This window comes from Ensifer meliloti (genome assembly GCF_030064585.1).
In the GTDB taxonomy this organism is placed as follows: domain Bacteria; phylum Pseudomonadota; class Alphaproteobacteria; order Rhizobiales; family Rhizobiaceae; genus Sinorhizobium; species Sinorhizobium meliloti.
In genome coordinates, this window is sequence record NZ_CP120365.1 from 984,919 (window position 1) to 1,002,621 (window position 17,703).

Sequence of the window (17,703 nt, forward strand, 5' to 3'; positions counted from 1 at the left end):
CCCCGCTTGCGCAGGGCTGTCCGGGGAAAGTTCCGGGTGAATCGAAATGTCGCAGGCGCATGCCCCGTCAGACGGCGTTTTTCCGTCTATTTTCTGGTTGTCGAGACTCAGAAAAGGAGACGGAGCATGCGGTTCACCCCTAGCATTTTCGCCCAGCTGCTGAAAGCGATTGATCGCCGCAGCTTTCAGGCGATTGTGGATCGTCATGCCGGGGATGCCTACGACAAGTGCTTTACCAGCTGGGATCATCTGGTGGCACTGATCTATGCCCAGTTGAGCGCCACGACCAGCCTGCGCGGGTTGGAGGCGAGCTTCAACGCCAACAGTCAGCATCATTACCATCTCGGCAGTGGCCGGCTGATGCGCTCGACGCTGTCGGACGCCAACCGCCGCCGCCCGGTCGCCGTCTTCGCCGAGACCTTCGCGCTTCTGGCCGGTCAGCTCGACCGGCAGACGCGCCGGGAGGGCACCAAGATGCTGCGGCTGATCGATTCGACCCCGATCCCGCTGGGTAAGCTGTACGATTGGGCCAAGTCGAACGGCCGCATCCGCGGCATGAAGCTGCATGTCGTCTATGATCCCAAGGCCGATTGTCCAGGCATCCTCGACATCACCGACGCCAACGTCAACGACGCCCAGATCGGCCGCACGATCACCATCGAAAAGGGCGCAACCTATGTCTTCGACAAGGGCTACTGCCATTACGGCTGGTGGACGGCGATCGCCGAAGCCGGCGCCAGTTTCGTCACCCGGCCGAAGACCAACATGGGACTGGCTCTGGTCGCTGAACGCCCCGTTGAGCAACCTCAAGGCGATGGCTTCCTGGTCCTCGAAGACAGCCAGGTCAGCCTCGCCAGCAAGGGCGATTCCAAGCTGCCGATCGGCTTGCGCCGGGTAATCGTCAAGCGCCAGGACGGCGATACGATCACGCTTCTGACCAACGACCTCGAGCGCTCCGCCGTCGAGATCGGCCAGCTCTATAAGGATCGCTGGCAGATCGAGCTTCTGTTCCGCTGGATCAAACAGCACCTCAAGATCCGCAAGTTCCTCGGCAACAACGACAACGCCATCCGCCTGCAGATCTTCGCGGCGATGATCGCCTATGCACTGTTGCGCATCGCCGCCCGCCTCGCCCGCGTCCCTCTACCGATCCTGCGCTTCACCGACCTCGTCACCCAGTGCCTGTTCCAGCGCAAAAGCATCGCCGAAATCCACAAGCCGCCGCAGGTCAATCCAAGCCGACCAAAACCCCGGACCATCCCAAACCAAATGGTCTTCCGCTATGCATGAATTTTCCCCGGACAGCCCTGCCGCTTGCGGGGAGAGGGCTAGTCCTCGGGTTTAACCCGAGGAGAGGGGCAAACTGCAGTAGTGTTGTGTTTCCTGAAAACTCGCACCCGTTTGTCACTTTCGTGACATCTCCCCCGTACGGGGGCATCCGCCGTATCCGCTATCCTACTGCAGCGTGCGCGAAGGAACGGCGGCCGCCGTCTGGCCATTTATGGCCTCCGGCGCCGTCGGCTGGGCGCTGCGGTTGCTGTCGAGGCCGGTCGCGACGACGGACACGCGGAAAGTGCCGTCCAGGCTCCGGTCGAAGATCGCGCCGACGACGATGTCGGCCTCGTCGTAAACTTCCTCGCGGATGCGGGTCGCCGCCTCGTCCACCTCGAAAAGCGTCATGTCCATGCCACCGGAGATCGACACGAGCACGCCCTTGGCACCGCGCATGGAGACTTCGTCGAGCAGCGGGTTGGCGATCGCCGCTTCCGCCGCCAGCATCGCGCGGTTCTCGCCGGTCGCTTCGCCCGTGCCCATCATCGCCCGGCCCATGCCCTTCATCACCGTCTTGACGTCGGCGAAGTCGAGATTCATCAGTCCCTCCTTGACGATCAGGTCGGTGATGCAGCTGACGCCCGAATAGAGGACCCGGTCGGCAATCATGAATGCGTCGGCGAAGGTCGTCTTGGCATCGGCGATGCGAAAGAGGTTCTGGTTGGGGATGACGATGACCGTGTCTGCGCTCTCCCGCAGCCGCTCGACGCCGAGCTCCGCCGTCTGCATGCGCCGCTGTCCCTCGAAGCTGAAGGGCTTGGTGACGACCGCAACCGTCAGGATGCCGGCCCGCCGCGCCGCTTCCGCGATCACCGGCGCCGCTCCCGTACCGGTACCGCCGCCCATGCCTGCCGTGACGAAGCACATATGCGTGCCGCCGAGGTGATCCATGATCTCGTCGATCGATTCCTGGGCCGCCGCATTGCCGATGTCGGGCACCGAACCGGCGCCGAGACCCTCGGTGATGGCAGCGCCCAGTTGGATCCGCCGCTCCGCCTTGGACGTCGCCAGCGCCTGCGCGTCCGTGTTTGCGGCGATGAAATCGACGCCCTGCAGGTTTTCGGCGATCATGTTGTTGATCGCGTTGCCGCCGCCGCCGCCGACGCCGATGACCGTGATCTTCGGGCGCATCTCGGTGATGATCGGCTTCTTGTATTCCGTCATGGTTCTTCTCCTTGGGCAGTTCCCCGGCCGCCCGAAAACTCGGAACACGGAGATCGTATGCGGTGCGGCGCGAATCAGGCGCTTTCATTCTAGGAATTCAAAAAAGCCACAGAGAAGGCAAGAGCGACAAAATCAAGGCAGTCCACAACTACCTTCACCGGCAGAGGAACAAAGAAATATCTGAGCACGTTCAATCTGGGTTTCGCTCAAGGAGGAATGGCTGCCATGGGTATCGAACAAGCCCCGACGGCAAAGGGCAAGCAATCCGCCACCGGCCTGCGCAAAAGCGCCGCCAAGGAAGAGAAAAAGACAGAAGCACAAAAGGGGTCCGACCTTAGGAAAGGCGCCGAGCGGTTCGACGAACGTTCGAAAAGCTCCGACGGCCGCAGCGCCGCCTCGAAGCAGAAGCCGAAAAAGTAAAGAGGTCGTCCTTTCAACGCCCGCGGCAGGCGCCGGCTCAACCCGCTTCGGATGCGGGCGCGGTGTAGCGCCGGCGCACCGCCTCGGCCAGCCTCTGCCGGCTTTCGGCGGGCGAGAGCGAACGATCCTCTTCTATGCCTGCCGCCTCCCCGGCCAATTCCTCGTCGCCGATGCGTTCCTCGAACCACTTCGAGTAGTCGCCGCGACGCAAATGGTGCTCCCAGGTCCTGTCGTCTATGCCTTCGGCGATCTGCAGAAACATCGTCAGATTGTGGGCGCGCAAATTCATCTCGTTCTTCGGACCGCGGAAATAGAAGCTTGCCTCCTCGCCCAACCGGCCCTCCGCATATTTGCGCGTATGCCGCTTGCGGGCTTCCCGGGGTTGTTCGGCCTTGATCCGCCGAACCGGCGTGGGCGGCGTGCGCCGCCAGAAAAGAACCTCGTCTTCCCCGAAAGAAGCGTCCAGCCCGTCCGGCAGCGCCTCGTCGAAGACGGAGCATATCGTCGCGATTACGTCGCGCGCCTTTGGACCGAGCGCTGCGACCGCAGTGATCTCCTTGAGCGCATCCGGCGAGACGGAATCCGGATGGACCGTGATCATGATCATGCCGGAGCGGTCGTCGGAAAGCGCGAGCGAGGCACTGTCGCGCGCTGCCGGCATGAGGTGATGGGCCTCGTCGATAATCAGCCAATGCGGCCTGCCCGTCCTGGCACGCAGCGCCGACAGGTCCGGCATCAGGCCGGCGAAGAACTCGGGCCGGTCGTTGGGTTCGACGCCTGTTGCGCTGACGACGACGTTGTCGTCCGGATTGGCCAGCAGCTCCAGCACCTCCCTGCCCGTAGGCGCGACAGACCCGTTACCCACGGTCACGGCGCCTTCAAGCCCCTCATAGTCGCCCTCGGGATCGAATATGCAGAGCTGGAAGTGCCGCTCCCGTAATCGCTCCGCAAGGGCGGTCGCCAGCCTCGACTTGCCGATGCCGGAACTCCCCGCTATCAGCAGCACGTCCTGCGGTCCGATCTCCACTTGCCCCTCGTCATCCTCACCGATCGGCACCTGGTGACGGGCACTCGCGCACAACGCATAGTCGGACTCCATGATCCGGTTCATCAGGTGCTCGACGCCGGCCCCGCGCACACCCTCGAGGACCACGTCGGCCGTATCCTTGAGCGCCGGCAGGGCGTTGGCGACCGCGGCTCCGCAGCCGCACATCCTTAAAAGCGCGTGATCGTTCTCGGCATCGCCGACACCCACCACATTGAGAAAGGAAAGCCCCATCTCCTTGAGGGCCGCCTTGAGCCCCGTGGCCTTGTTCACCCCCGTCGGAAGCACCATGACGGCGCCCTTGTTGAAGATGATCTCGAGTTCGAGGCCGAGCTCGTTGATCGCCTCGAGCGCGGCTGTCTGGAACGGCTCCCAGGTGGCGACGATGGAACGGCCGACCGACATCCTGTCGACGCCCTTCTCCTTGAGGCGCTCGATGAAGGCCTCCGGCGGCGAGGGTGCAAGCAGCCGCTCCTCCCCGGTTTCCGGCGTATAGAGCAGCGCGCCGTTCTCGACGACGACCTTGTCGAACACGTCGATTTCGGGAAACACGCTCTTGAGGTCCGGCAGCTCGCGCCCGGTCACGAGCAGAAGCTTGCGCCCGCTCTCCTTCAGCCTCTTCAAGGTCTCCAGAGTTTCAGGACGGACGGCACCGTAGTCTGCAAGTGTGCCGTCGTAATCCGTCGCAAGAGCCATGACATACATCTGCGCGCCGCCTCCTTCTGTCGCCGGCCGCCAGATCCGCTCGATCGTTAGCCGCCGCTATTGTCGTGCTGCACGGTGGAACGTGCAAGGCCAAGGCTGGTTCCGGCCCGCAAGGCCGCCTGTCGCCGCAAGCTTCGTTCAAAGCCGCCAGCCTCCACTCACGACGAAGGGAACGCGAGCGCCCTCGCAGAGCGGCACGCTGCTATAGGCTTTGACGCTCTGCCCGTCCGGCAGCGCCAGTGTGAGAGCGAAGCGTTCGCCCTCGAAGACCGAGGAGAGAACCCGCATCGGAATGCCTTCGCTATCCCGATGAACCTGCTCCGGACGGACGAGCACGTCGGAAAGCGGCCCCCCGCCTGCATGCTCCTTACCCGCGGGCATCTCACCAAGCGCGGCGCCGAGGAGCGGCCAATCGAGCGCACGCGCCCCTCCCTCCGGCAAATTCAACCGCACGATCGCGCCGCGACCGATCAAGCCCCCGACGACCCGCCCCTCCGGCCGCGCATAGATTTCCGCCGGCGGCGCCACCTGAAGAAGCTTGCCTTCCGACATCACCGCGACATCGGTCGCAAGCGCCATCGCCTCGGCCTGGTCGTGAGTCACATAGATCATCGTCGCGCCGGAGCGCTCGTGAAAGGCGCGGAAGGTCTCCTCCATCGACTTCCTCAAATGCTGATCGAGATTGGCGAGGGGCTCATCGAGCAGCACCACGTCCGGTTCCGTGACCAGGCAGCGCGCCAGCGCCACACGCTGCCGCTGACCGCCGGAAAGTACAGCCGGCCGCCGATCGGCGAAATCCGTAAGCTTCACCAGCGAAAGCGCGTCGCCTACCCGCTTGCGCCAGGCTTCCCCGGAAATGCCGCGGACCTTCAACGGGTAGCCGACATTCTCCGCCACCGTCATATGCGGCCAGAGCGCATAGGACTGAAACACCATCGCCATGTTGCGCTTTTCCGGCGGCAGCACGCGGGTTGCATCCGAAAGCCTGCGCTCGCCGAGCTCGATCGAGCCGTCCGTCGGCTGCTCGAAGCCGGCGATCATCCGGAGCACCGTCGTCTTGCCGCAGCCGGAAGGCCCGAGCAGTGCGAGAAATCCCTGCTTGCGCAGCGCCAGCGACACGTCCGAAACAGCCGGCCTTACCCGGTCTGCACCTTTGCCGCCGAAGTCCTTGGTCAGGTGGTTGAGGATCAATTGCGCCATGGCAGCACGCCCTCCGGCAGGTATTTCGCGAGGAATTCGAGCGCCGCCATCAACCCGATGACCATGACGACGACGAGCACGGAGAGCGCCGAGGCAAGATCGGAAGAGCCGCTGTCGTCGAGATTGAAGATCGCGACGCCGAGCGTCTGCGTGCCGGCGGACCACAGGAGCGCCGAGACGGTCAATTCGTTCGCCGCGATTAGGAAGACGAGGATGACCGAGGCGCCGGCGGCCGGGGCCAGAAGCGGCAGCAGAACATCGCGCATACGGCGCAGGAACCCCGCACCCGCAAGCCGCGCCGCCTCTTCGAGCGAGGGATCCATCTGCAGGAAGGCGCTCATCACCGGCTTGAGGCTCACGGCAAGGAAGGAGGAGAAATAGGCGGCAAGAATGATCCAGATCGTACCGTAGAGCGAAACGCCGATCAGCGGCAGCGGTGCCGCGAAGGCAAGGATGAAGGCGACGGCGAGCACGATGCCGGGCAGCGCATAGGGGATCTCGATCAGGATCGCCAGCAGACTGGCAAGCCGCCCGCGTCGCGTCACGAGCAGGTAACCGGCCGGTATGGTGACCGCAAGCAGGCCGACTGCAGCGGCGGAGGCGAGGAAGAGGGAATTCTTGAGCGCCGTCAGCGTCATCGACTGGCGGAAGAGTACTTCCCCATAGGCGTTCAAGGACATGGTGTCGAAACTGAGCGGCACGCCGTAGGCCGGCACCAGGGAACTTGCGACGAGCGCCAGGAGCGGCGCGACCAGCAGCAGCGCCAGGATTGACCAAAGCAGCGCCTCCGCGGCGATCCGCAAGCGCCCGAGCGTGAAGGCGGCCCTCGCGCCGGCAAGGCCGATCAGGCGATAGTCCCTGCCCTTGAGCGCTCGCTGCTGCAGCAGCAGCCCTGCTGCGGAAATCAGGGCGATCAGCGTCGAAAGCACGGCGATCTCGCCGAAGGTGGACGAACCGAAACTCGCAAACCGGCTGAAGATCAAGGTCGGCAGCGTCTCGATCGAGGCGGGAATGCCGAGTATCGCCGGAATACCGAAATTGCCGATACCGGAGACGAAGGCGATCGCCGCTCCGGCGATGAGCCCCGGAGAGGAAAGCGGCAGAACGATGTCGCGGAAGACGCGCCAGGGCGAGGCGCCGGAAAGCCGCGCCGCCTCGACCCCGTCGCGCGGGGCCGCTGCAAGTCCGGCCTTGACCGCCAGGAAGACGAGCGGCGCATGCTGTACGCCGAGAAGCAAGGCGATCCCCGCAAGCGAATAGAGTGGCTGCGGGCTGCCGAGCGGCGGTGCAAGCCCCAGCGTCTTGAGCAGGGGGCTCGATGGACCCGACATCTCCACCCAGGCGAGCGCCGTCACCTGCGGCGGGATCATCATCGGCAGCATGAAGGCGAAGCTCAGGGCAAGCTTGCCGCGGATATCCGTAAGCGCAACGACAAAGGCGAAGAGTGCCCCGACGAAGAGCGAGATCGCCATGCCGCCCGCCGCCGTAATCAGCGTATTGCGGAGCGCCGCGAAGGTCGCCGCCTCGAAGAGCACCCTCACCGCCTCGCCTCCTTCGAGCCCCTTGATACCGGCCCATCCGAGTCGGATCAGCGGCAGCGCCGAAAGCAGAAAGACTGCGCCGAACACCAATGCCAGGAGCCATGCGGGCTCCCCGCCCGCGGACATGCGCTGGCCACGAAGTCGAAAATATGCCGCTCGCCACCCCGTCCCGGCCTTCGAGGAGTTCGTCTTAGGTGATCGATCTTCCGTCACGTAGGGTGACGGCGGCACCTCGAAGCCGCGCAGCGTCCGCGTCAGCGCCTTCGGTAGCGGGGCCCGGGTCGGTTCCCTGCTCCGCTCGGCCCCCTCCTCCGTCGCGCCGCCGAATGCGAACCGAAGCCACCGCCAGGACCGCGCCTTTGCCATTACGCGCACAGGGCGCCCCAGCATTTTCAAGCCGGAACCTCCCTCGGCATTCGGGTCCGCAGCCGGCGTGCGAGGTACCCGGCGCCGGTTGCGGGCGATCTCGTCAGTGTCCGGCATCGGAAGGTCAGTTGGTACCGAAAATGCCGGAGAAGGTTTTCAGATCCGCCTCGGAGTTCTTGACGGCTTCGGCAGCATCGACGGGAAGCACCTTGATCGTCTCGCGCGCCGGAAAGCCCGCCGGCAAGGCCATGCCGTCGCGCGCCGGGATATAGCCCATTTTCACGGCCACCTGCTGGCCCTCCTCGGAGAGCAGGAAATCGACGAATTTCTTTGCTGTCTCCGGATTCCTTGCGGTCTTCAGAACGGCGACCGGCTCCGTGACGGCGGAAACGCCCTCCGCCGGGAAGACGAATTCCACCGGCGCACCCTTGGCCCTCTCACGGATGGCCATGAAATCGACCACCATGCCATAGGCCTTCTCGCCGGTCGCGACCGCTTTCAATACGCCGCCATTGCCGCCGGCAGCCGTCGCGCCGTTTTCGGCGAGCGCCTTGTAATAGTCCCAGCCGAGCCCGTCGATGCCGGCAAGCGTCTGCGCATGGATCAGCGCCGCACCCGAGGTGAGCGGGCTCGGCATGGTAACGAGACCCTTGGCCTCCGGCTTCGCAAGATCCTGCCAGCCGGTCGGCTTCATCGTAGCGGAAGCGTTGTAGATGATGCCGGTGGTGATCATCTTCGTCGAATAATAGGCGCCTTCCCCATCGAAGAGCGAGGCGTCATAAGCCGCCGCTTCCGGAGATTTGTAGGGCATCAGATGTCCCGCTTCCTTCAGCCGTTGCATCGTCACCGTATCGGCGATCAGAAGCACGTCCGCCACCGGGTTGCCCGCCTCGATCTCGGCCATCAGCTTGGCCATGATCTTCGTCGTCCCCTCCCGCACCCACTCGACCTCGACACCCGGATTCGCCGCCTCGAACGCATCGACCGTCGCCTGCGCGTCCTCGTTCGGCTGGCTGGTGTAGAGCACGAGGCTTTCAGCGAAAGCGGCAGTGGACAGAAGGCCGGCGACGAGCGCGGCGGCGACGGCAGGGAGAAGCGTTTTCATGAGTTTGCCCTCGGTCGGAGAAAGATCGCGCCGAGGGATAGAGCGGGTGTTTTACAGGGATGTGACAGCGAAAAGCCGGAAGAACCTCAGCTCGTCCGCCGGCCGGAGCATTCCCCCGAATGTTTTCGAACGATCCCTCGAGAATATTATTTGCGATTCAAATCAGCGGCTTGATCGTATTTTCCGGACGGGAGGAGGCCCTCGCACAATTAAATTCGGTTCATCCATTGCATATCTCGAAGCAGCGTTTATATATAGCTCATCGAAACTTGCTTGTGACCTTTGTCTACGCGCCGAAGCGCTTCGTCAGATTTCCTCTCAATATCGATCATACCGGACTGATATTCGTCCGGGAACTCTAGCGATTGAAAGGAAATCGTTATGAACTCAGGCACCGTAAAGTGGTTCAACAGCACCAAGGGCTTCGGCTTCATTCAGCCCGATGATGGCGCTACGGACGTATTCGTGCACGCCTCCGCCGTTGAACGCGCTGGAATGCGTTCGCTCGTAGAAGGCCAGAAGGTTACCTACGACATCGTCCGCGACACCAAGTCCGGCAAGAGCTCGGCAGACAATCTGCGGGCCGCATAAATTCGTCATTCGCCTCCGCTGACCACGGATGTACTGGCAGGGAGCGTTTGAATGACGGGGGCGCCCTAGCGCGTCTGAAAAGACGCGCGGCGCTCAAGAGGAGGTCGGGGTAACGCCCGGCCTTTTTTGCTTGTGCCGCCCTCCGGGTGGCATGGACGAAGGAGATGGCCATGGGCCGGAACACCTACAGCGTTGGCGACAGTGTCGTCCTGAGAGCCGATCTCACGCGCACGGCTGCTGCGGACCGGACCTGCCGCATCGTGTCGATCCTGCCCGCGGCCGAACATGGGGAAGCGCAGTATCGGGTGCGGTTCGGAACGGAGAACTTCGAGCGGCGCATCTTCGAACACGATATCGATCCTTCGGAAACGGCTTCGCCGGTTCAGGAACATGGCCAGGCGGCATCGCTCGACGGTAAGCCCTGGTTCAAACCCTTGAGCATCAGGACGCCGAAATAAAGAACCCAATCAGCAATCCCATAAATACGGAAAGGATCTACTTTGCAGGTACTCGTCAGGGACAACAACATCGACCAGGCTCTTCGCGTTCTCAAGAAGAAGATGCAGCGTGAAGGCGTCTTCCGCGAAATGAAGATGCGCAGCGCCTACGAAAAGCCGTCCGAAAAGCGCGTCCGCGAAAAGGCCGAAGCTGTCCGCCGCACCCGCAAGCTGGCGCGCAAGAAGCTTCAGCGAGAAGGCCTGCTGCCGTCGCCGAAGAAAGTCGCCCGCGCGCGCTGAGGCGCGCCGCTCCGGCTGCACAGCAGCTGCGGCGATCTTTGCACGTCTGCCGCTGTAGGCTGGTACCACTTTGCGACGCGCCCTTGCGCGTCGTTTTCATGCGTGAAGTCGCTCTGTCCCCTCTGCGGCGTTTCCTTCGACACTGCGATCCCTTTTCCTGCGCCTTTGCAGCCCCCAGACCCACAACGCGGCCGCGCGCCGGCACCTCGACCAGGCCGATGACGGACTTCCACCGAGGGCGTTGCGGACAAGCGTACTTTTCCCTTCCCGAATCCGCGCTATAGTCACCGGGGGTTTGGCCCAAGGAAATGTCGCATGACGCTCACCCTCTATCTCCATCCGCTCGCATCCTTCTGTCACAAGGTGCTGATCGCGCTTTATGAAGCCGGCACTCCGTTCAAGCCGCAGATCGTGGACCTGGGGAACCCGGCGGAGCATGCGCGCTATCTGGAGGTCTGGCCGGTCGGCAAGATCCCCGTGTTGCACGACAGTGTGCGCGACAGGACGGTGCCGGAAACCTCGGTGATCATCGAATATCTCGGCCAGCATTACCCCGGAGCGCAGCCGCTGATCCCGCGCGACGACGCCCTGGCGCTCGAGGCGCGGCTCTGGGACCGCTTCTTCGACCTTTACGTCCAGGTGCCGATGCAGAAGATCGTGACCGACACGCTCCGCGCTTCCGGCGAGAACGACCGGCGCGGCGTCGCCGATGCGCAAGCGTCGCTCGCGACCGCCTATGATCTTGCCGAACGCCACTTCAGGGACCGGCGCTTTGCCGCTGGGGAAAGCTTCTCGATCGCCGCCTGCGCCGCCGCGCCCGCCCTCTTCTATGCCGGGATCGTGGCCCCGTTCGACGGCACGCATCCAAACCTCGGCGCCTATTTCGAGCGCCTGCTGGAGCGCCCCTCCTTCCAGCGCACGCTGGCCGAGGCGCGGCCTTATTTCCCGCTCTTTCCCTATAAGGACGCGATACCCGCGAGATTCCTCTAACATCCCTACTCGACCAAAAACACAAGGAGCGAGACAATGGAATATCGTCGGCTCGGCCGCTCCGGGCTCAAGATCTCGACCATCACCATGGGCACGATGACCATCGGCGGCGGCGGCAAGTTCGCCCAGGTCGGCGATGTCGGCATCGCGGACGCCCGCCGCTATGTCGACCTCTGCCTGGATGCGGGCGTCAATCTGATCGATACGGCGGACATCTATTCGACCGGCGCCTGCGAGGAGATCATCGGCGAGGTTCTCGGCGGAAAGCGCAAGGACGGTGTGCTCATCGCCACCAAGGCACGCTTCTCCATGGGCCCGGGTCCGAATGACGGCGGTCTTTCGCGCCATCACCTGATCAGCGCCTGCGAGGCGAGCCTCAAGCGGCTGAAGACCGATGTGATCGACCTCTACCAGGTGCATGAATGGGACGGCCAGACGCCGCTCGAGGAAACGATGGAAGCGCTTGATACGCTCGTGCGCCAGGGAAAGGTGCGCTATATCGGCTGCTCCAACTATTCCGGCTGGCACATCATGAAGGCACTCGGCATCAGTGCGCTCGAACATCGCCAGCGCTTCGTCAGCCAACAGATTCATTACACGCTCGAAGCCCGCGAGGCCGAGTACGAACTGGTCCCGATTTCGATCGACCAGGGTCTCGGCATCCTCGTCTGGAGCCCGCTTGCGGGCGGCCTTCTGTCAGGCAAGCACAGGCGCGGACAGTCGCCGGAAGGCACCCGCCAGCTTGCCGGCTGGAACGAGCCGCCGATCCGCGACGAGGAACGGCTGTGGAAGATCGTCGACTTGCTGGTGGCGATCGCCGCCGAGCGCAACGTGTCCCCGGCGCAGATCGCGCTCGCCTGGCTTATCGGCCGCGATGCCGTCACCTCGGTGATCATCGGCGGGCGCACCGAGGACCAGTTCCGCGACAATCTCGCCGCCGCCGGCCTGAAGCTCACCGACGAGGAACGCGAACTCCTCGACGCCGTCAGCCTGCCGCCGGTGCTCTATCCCTATTGGCATCAGCTCTGGACCGCCAAGGACCGCCTCGGCGAAGCCGATCTGTCGCTGCTCGAGCCTCATATCTGAGTGACGGCAGGACTTTCTGGATCCGCGGCCGCCCCTTGAGTCTGCCCCTCACCCTAACCCTCTCCCCGCACGCGGGGAGAGGGGACCATCCCCGCGAACCGCTGGTGATCTTGGTAACGGAGGCGCTCGCCACAGGTCCCTTCGCCCCGCTTGCGGGGAGAAGGTGGCGGCAGCCGGATGAGGGGCAATACCCAGCAGCCCGCCGCGACTTCCGCCTAGGCCGCCTGTGCGACCTCGCCGCGAACGAGATCGCCCAGCCGGCGGATGCCCTCGTCGATCATCCTGTCGTTGGCGCAGGAGAAGCTGAGTCGCAGGGTGTTTTCGCCGGAGCCGTCGGCGAAGAAGGCGCGGCCGGGGACGAAAGCCACCTTGGCCGTCTGGATCGACTTGGCGAGCAGCTCAGCGCCGTCGCTCCCCTTCGGCAGCGTCACCCAGATGAACATGCCGCCTTCGGGCTTCGTCCAGGTGACGCCGGCGGGCATGTATTTTTCGAGCGCCGACAGCATCGCGTCACGCCGCTGCCGGTAGGCCTTGTGGATCTTGGCCACCTGCTGCTCGAAGCCGCGCTCGGCAACGGTCGCGATCGCCATCTGGTTGATCGTGGAGGAGTGAAGGTCGGCGGCCTGCTTCATCAGCACCAGCTTGCGGATCACCGGTTCGGCGGCGCAGATCCAGCCGACGCGAAGGCCAGGCGCCAGTGTCTTCGAGAAGCTGCCGCAATAGATCGTGCGGGTGCTGTTTATGTCGCCTTTGCGGGCGATCTCAAGCGCAAGGATCGGCGGGATCGCCTCGCCGTCATAACGCAGCGACTGGTAGGCCGCATCCTCGATGATGGCGATGTCGAGCTCCTCGGCAAGTTCGAGGACGCGCTCGCGCCCGGCGCGGCCCACCGTCTCGCCGGTCGGGTTGGCGAAGTCGGCCGAGAGATAGGCGAACTTGACGCGCCCGCCCGCTTCCGCTGCGGCCTGGGCATAGGCTGCCGGCGTCCGGTTGCCGGCGGGGTTCAGTTGATCGTAGCTAGGTTCATAGGCGTTGAAGGCCTGCAGCGCACCGAGATAGGTCGGCCAGGTGACGAGCGCCGTGTCTTTCGGCGACAGAAACAGCTTGCCGAGATAGTCGAGCCCCTGCTGCGACCCGGAGGTGATGAAGATGTTGTCGACGCTCGCCGGAATGCCAAGTGCCGCCATCTGCCCGGCGAGCCACTCGCGAAGCGGGCGATAGCCCTCGCTGATCGAATATTGCAGCGCGGCACCGACCGACGGCCCACCGAAAATCTCGGCGTAAGCCTCTCTGAACGCATCATTCGGAAAAAGCTCCGGATCGGGAATTCCGCCCGCAAACGAAATGATGTCGGGGCGATCGAGCAGCTTCAGCAATTCGCGGATCTCCGAAGCCTTCATCCGGCTCGAGCGCGTGGCGAAAATGCTTTCCCAATCCAGCATGGAGGTCCTCCCGGTTGCACCCGAGGGACATGAACACAGCGCAATATTTAAGTCAATATTCCTGACCTATCTTGCTGCTCTCGACCGTGCCTTCGATCGGGCAAACGAGTGCGGAGCCGCGCCTTCTCCTTCGCCCCGCCTGCGGGGAGAAGGTGCTTTCAGGCGGATGAGGGGGCGGCCGCGAATTCATAAGGGCTGCACCGCTCAGACAGGCGGCAGCGACCCGGAACTGATGCCAGTAGCGATGGAGTACCGGTGGCAGCCTGACGACGTCGAGGAGGTTCGCGCTCCTCCCGGCAACAGCGTCAAAAGCGCCGCTAGTTGCGGCTTGAAAACGCCAGCGTTCGGGCCGGATGCTCTCCGGTCAGCAGGAGACGGCAAGCGCCTCCTTATATCAAGCTTCACCCTCGTCGAAATAGCTGCAGACCAAAAGAAAAGAGATCCCAGCCAAGATAAGCAAATCGAAAAGAGCGAAGTGCTGTATGATCGTGGACATAGTGCTCCTCCTACCCACAAGGTATCAGAACACAATTTCCGAATTTTTGGAAGAAAATTCGCAGAATGACTGCCGAACTGGAACTCTATTCTTTATCTCTCTTGCGACGCAACATTTATACTGCGCCGCAAAAGAAAGCCGGGAAGAGGTTTTTGTTCGGAAGCGCCCGTCTCAAGAGCTATGCCGGCTGGACCGACTTCACGCTGCCGCTGCTGTCCACGATGCAGGTAAACTTGCGACCGGCGGCATCGAGGTCGACGCTGTAGCTCGTCGCATCGAGCTGTCGAGAACTCATCGGCAGGACCTTGGCGCCGCCGGCCTGGGCGACCACGGCATTGGCGCACAGGAGCTGGAGGTCGGCGGGGGCTGTCTGGAGGCTCGTGCGGGCCATTTCCTGAGGCTCAGGGTTCGATTGGCATGCGGCAAGAAGCAAGGCCGCAGCCACCACAGACGCTTGAATTGGACGGCTTCCCACGTTACTCGTCGACAAATCCACATCCTCCGGTCTTGGCACATATAGCCCGTATCTTCGCGCTCTCGCCCGTCCGGCCGCGTTTCGGCCGGTCACACGCCCTTATAGAGCGCAGCCCCCTGCATCAGCACGATGACCTTCGCGCCCACCCCGACGCGCGAATGCAGGTCGATAATGTCATCATTGTTCATTCTTATGCACCCGGAGGAAACGTCCAGCCCGATCGTCCAGGGCTCCACCGTACCATGGATGCGGTAGATCGTATCGTTATCACCTTCGTAAAGGTAGAGCGCGCGAGCGCCTAGCGGATTGTCAGGCCCGCCCGGCATGCCGCCTGCCCATTTTGCCGCGTTCGGATCGCGCGCGACCATCTCGGGCGGCGGCGTCCAGGTCGGCCACTCGGCCGTGCGCCCCACCCGAACGATGCCCGCCCAGCCGAAACCTTCGCGGCCTACGCCGATACCGTAGCGAATGGCCTGACCGCCGGGCTGCACGAGATAGAGGAAATGCTGGTTGCCATCGATGATGATCGTGCCCGGGACTTCGGCCGTGCGGAACGGCACCATCTGCCGGCGAAAGGCCTCGGGAACCTGATTGTTTCGCGCAAAATATTGCCGCGCTTTCCTCTTATCGTAGTTCACCCATTTCTTCGTCTTGGAATCGTAGATCTGCGTTTGGGCAAGCGCTGCAAGCGGAACGAGGCAAAGACCGAGGAGAAGCAGCGCCTTGCCGAATTTACGGCGGCCTGCCTGTCTTTTCGAGAGCGTCTGGATCATCGTCGTTTCGCCCATCCGTCGATCCGTTCCGCGTGGCTTTCAACCCATTTCCTGGCGTAGTCCGCAGGGGCCTGTCGCTCGACTTCGAGCGCATAGCTCATCGCCGTCACTTCATCCGGCGAGAAGTCTACCTTCTGAAGGAACTGCGCGACTTCCGGATGCTTCTTTGCGAAGGCCGTCGCATAGCCGATCTGAAACTGCCCGGCGTCCCAGGCCGTGGCGGCGCTCGACTTGCTGACCCATAGCGGGTCGTTCGGCGGCGCGATCTTCCATTTCGCCGGGTCGTGAGGCGGCTCCTCGAGCCGGGAGATCTGGTGCAGTTTGAAAACGTGGTGCGGAGCGTAGCAGTAGAAGACCATCGGCCGCGCGGTCGCTATCGCCGCGTCGACCGCCGCCATCGCTACTTCCTCCTTGGCCTCGACGAGCGTCAGGTTCGCCGCATAGCCGTAGCCCGCCGCCCGCGCCCGTTCGATGCCCGTCGAAAGCCATTCGGCGGCACCGATCCACATTTCGCCGCGCCCGTCGCCGTCGGTATCCAGGATCTTGGTCTTGGCCGGATCGCCGAGATCCGCGACGGACTTGATCGTCGCAGCCGCTTCCGGCGTGGCGCAAATCCCCTGCCATGCCGGTACCGCACGCTCGCTAAGCGTCACGACGCCTTTTTCGGTCACGAATTTGCGGACGAGTTCGTCGAAATTCGGCCGCCAAACCTCCGGCTGGATATCGACCTCCCCCTTTTCGAGGCCGATGAAGGCGGTCAGCGTCCCGAGTTCGCGCACCTCCGCCTCAAGGCTGAATTTCTTGGCGATGCCGAGCTTGAGAATATTCGCGGCTGCCTGTCCGGATGGCCAGGGCGGCATCGCGATCACCAGATCCGCCGCCGCTGCCGGCGCAGCCACGGCCAACGCCAGCGCCGCCGCACAAAGGAACTCCCGGCCTCTCCCCACAGTGCCCCCCGAAAAGGTTTATCTGAACGTCGTCCCGATACGAATGCCTGCTGAGCTTTATCTTCCCTGGGGGCACAATGCACGGCTTGCCGAGTCACGTCAACTTCCGGTTACACCGCATGCATTCCGCCGCTTAACCTATGCGAGCCGGTGCTCACCGCCCGGGACGGCGCGTGACCCACCGAATTCCCGCCACAACCGCAATTCCAAGCAGAGGCCATACCGCCCAGAATCTCCCCTCCCAGGAAAGGAGATTGACCGCAAGGACCGCAAATCCGGCTGCCCCGAGCAGGGCGAGTCCGCGGTCGAGCCGCGTGGACGTCCATAGGCAACGGAGCACCCCGATCAAGGCCAGCGCAAATAGGGGCCATCTGCCCCAGAACGTTCCGTCCCAGGAAAGCAGATTTACGGCAACGACCGCCGCTGCGGCTACGGCGAGGACGCCAAAAAGGCGACGGTCTGCCGCTGTGCGTTCGACGATCGTCGCTCGCCCTGCCCCGGTGTCGGCGGCCGGGGTCCCGCGGTCCGAAAGTGCACCCGGTCTCCCCCTGCCGCTCCCCCCTTTTTGCGACACCGTGCCCTCGGCCATTCCGATCTGGACCACATAACTCGGAACGCCCCCGTCGATATTCTTGACCGTCAGCGCACCAAGGAATTCGAAGCCGACGGCCAGCTTGTTGCGAACCTGATCATAGACGGTGCTCGAAATCACGATACCACCGGCCGGTGCCGAGGCTTGCAGGCGGGCCGCGATATTGACGCCGTCGCCGTAAAGGTCGTCGCCGTCAGCGATCACATCGCCGAGATTGAGGCCGATGCGATAATCCATCCGCGCCTCGCCGTGCCGTTCGGCATTCAGTCCGGCCAACTCGTTCTGAACGTCTATCGCCGCCCTCACCGCCTCGACCACGCTCGGAAACTCCGCGATCACCCCGTCGCCCCAGGTGTTGACCACCCGTCCCTCACGCGCCTCGATCAGGCGCGCCATGGCATCCCGGCTGCGCTTGAGAGCCGCAAGCGTTCCCTCCTCGTCTTTGCCCATCAGGCGCGAATAGTCCTGCACGTCGGCACAGAAGATGGTGGTCAGCTTACGGCGTGTTGGTGACATCGGATTTCGCCCTCGCTCGAAGGCCTGAGCCTCGCTGGCACCATAGCGACGCCGTCGCGATTCTCAATGCTATACGCATCTGCCGCGGCATCACTGCGCGCTTGGAGCATTTCCGGGAAAAGTGTGTAGCGGCTTCCCGTGCGGGAGCACCTGCAGCCTGCTGCAAGGAACTGATCGGTC

The 17,703-nt window shown here is 63.5% G+C and carries 17 protein-coding genes; 7 read left to right on the top strand and 10 right to left on the bottom strand.

Annotated features, from left to right (window positions below; all coding sequences use genetic code 11):
* Positions 1–126 precede the first annotated feature (126 nt).
* Positions 127–1,290, top strand: a complete 1,164-nt coding sequence (locus PZL22_RS11895; RefSeq protein WP_003537933.1) for an IS4-like element ISRm16 family transposase — start codon at positions 127–129, stop codon at positions 1,288–1,290.
* Between the two features lie 165 nt (positions 1,291–1,455).
* Here PZL22_RS11895 and ftsZ read toward each other — a convergent pair whose 3' ends face one another.
* Complete coding sequence (gene ftsZ, locus PZL22_RS11900) at positions 1,456–2,496, bottom strand: cell division protein FtsZ (RefSeq protein WP_003537106.1); 1,041 nt, start codon at positions 2,494–2,496, stop codon at positions 1,456–1,458.
* Between the two features lie 225 nt (positions 2,497–2,721).
* On the opposite strand from ftsZ, the gene PZL22_RS11905 reads away from it, so the two are divergent.
* Positions 2,722–2,916, top strand: a complete 195-nt coding sequence (locus PZL22_RS11905) for a hypothetical protein (protein ID WP_003537108.1) — start codon at positions 2,722–2,724, stop codon at positions 2,914–2,916.
* Between the two features lie 37 nt (positions 2,917–2,953).
* On the opposite strand, the gene PZL22_RS11910 is transcribed toward PZL22_RS11905, so the two are convergent.
* The 4 genes from PZL22_RS11910 to PZL22_RS11925 form a co-directional block, all read right to left on the bottom strand.
* Positions 2,954–4,666, bottom strand: coding sequence for an HAD-IIB family hydrolase (locus tag PZL22_RS11910; protein ID WP_003537110.1), 1,713 nt, complete (start codon positions 4,664–4,666; stop codon positions 2,954–2,956).
* A 138-nt stretch (positions 4,667–4,804) separates the two neighbouring features.
* Positions 4,805–5,866 (bottom strand): ABC transporter ATP-binding protein, encoded by a 1,062-nt coding sequence (locus tag PZL22_RS11915; RefSeq protein ID WP_003537112.1) that lies wholly within the window; start codon positions 5,864–5,866, stop codon positions 4,805–4,807.
* On the bottom strand, positions 5,854–7,890 hold the full coding sequence (locus PZL22_RS11920; RefSeq protein WP_003537114.1) for an ABC transporter permease: 2,037 nt from the start codon (positions 7,888–7,890) through the stop codon (positions 5,854–5,856). Before PZL22_RS11920 ends, PZL22_RS11915 begins: the two co-directional genes overlap by 13 nt.
* A gap of 7 nt (positions 7,891–7,897) precedes the next feature.
* On the bottom strand, positions 7,898–8,878 hold the full coding sequence (locus tag PZL22_RS11925) for an ABC transporter substrate-binding protein (RefSeq protein WP_003537116.1): 981 nt from the start codon (positions 8,876–8,878) through the stop codon (positions 7,898–7,900).
* 381 nt (positions 8,879–9,259) lie between these two features.
* Here PZL22_RS11925 and PZL22_RS11930 point away from each other — a divergent pair, with 381 nt between their 5' ends.
* The 5 genes from PZL22_RS11930 (at position 9,260) to PZL22_RS11950 (ending at position 12,282) form a co-directional block, all read left to right on the top strand.
* Positions 9,260–9,469 carry a cold-shock protein gene (locus PZL22_RS11930; RefSeq protein WP_003537120.1) on the top strand — a complete coding sequence of 70 codons (210 nt, stop codon included), beginning with the start codon at positions 9,260–9,262 and terminating at the stop codon, positions 9,467–9,469.
* A 170-nt stretch (positions 9,470–9,639) separates the two neighbouring features.
* Entirely contained in the window at positions 9,640–9,927 is a 288-nt protein-coding gene (locus PZL22_RS11935) for a hypothetical protein (RefSeq protein WP_003537122.1), read from the top strand.
* 42 nt (positions 9,928–9,969) lie between these two features.
* On the top strand, positions 9,970–10,206 hold the full coding sequence (gene rpsU / locus PZL22_RS11940; RefSeq protein ID WP_003537123.1) for a 30S ribosomal protein S21: 237 nt from the start codon (positions 9,970–9,972) through the stop codon (positions 10,204–10,206).
* 315 nt (positions 10,207–10,521) lie between these two features.
* Positions 10,522–11,196 (top strand): glutathione S-transferase family protein, encoded by a 675-nt coding sequence (locus PZL22_RS11945; protein WP_003537124.1) that lies wholly within the window; start codon positions 10,522–10,524, stop codon positions 11,194–11,196.
* A gap of 36 nt (positions 11,197–11,232) precedes the next feature.
* Positions 11,233–12,282, top strand: coding sequence for an aldo/keto reductase (locus tag PZL22_RS11950; protein WP_003537125.1), 1,050 nt, complete (start codon positions 11,233–11,235; stop codon positions 12,280–12,282).
* A 215-nt stretch (positions 12,283–12,497) separates the two neighbouring features.
* Here PZL22_RS11950 and PZL22_RS11955 read toward each other — a convergent pair whose 3' ends face one another.
* The 5 genes from PZL22_RS11955 to PZL22_RS11975 form a co-directional block, all read right to left on the bottom strand.
* A complete protein-coding gene (locus PZL22_RS11955) occupies positions 12,498–13,724 on the bottom strand; it encodes an aminotransferase-like domain-containing protein (protein ID WP_003537007.1) in 1,227 nt (408 codons plus the stop codon).
* Between the two features lie 674 nt (positions 13,725–14,398).
* Positions 14,399–14,734, bottom strand: a complete 336-nt coding sequence (locus PZL22_RS31610) for a hypothetical protein (RefSeq protein ID WP_013844623.1) — start codon at positions 14,732–14,734, stop codon at positions 14,399–14,401.
* A gap of 50 nt (positions 14,735–14,784) precedes the next feature.
* Positions 14,785–15,483: a L,D-transpeptidase gene (locus PZL22_RS11965; RefSeq protein ID WP_003537013.1), complete on the bottom strand. Its 699-nt coding sequence runs from the start codon at positions 15,481–15,483 to the stop codon at positions 14,785–14,787.
* On the bottom strand, positions 15,465–16,415 hold the full coding sequence (locus PZL22_RS11970) for an ABC transporter substrate-binding protein (protein WP_033049343.1): 951 nt from the start codon (positions 16,413–16,415) through the stop codon (positions 15,465–15,467). The genes PZL22_RS11965 and PZL22_RS11970 overlap by 19 nt, the downstream gene beginning before the upstream one ends.
* Before the next feature lie 154 nt (positions 16,416–16,569).
* Positions 16,570–17,523, bottom strand: coding sequence for an adenylate/guanylate cyclase domain-containing protein (locus PZL22_RS11975; protein WP_003537017.1), 954 nt, complete (start codon positions 17,521–17,523; stop codon positions 16,570–16,572).
* Positions 17,524–17,703 lie beyond the last annotated feature (180 nt).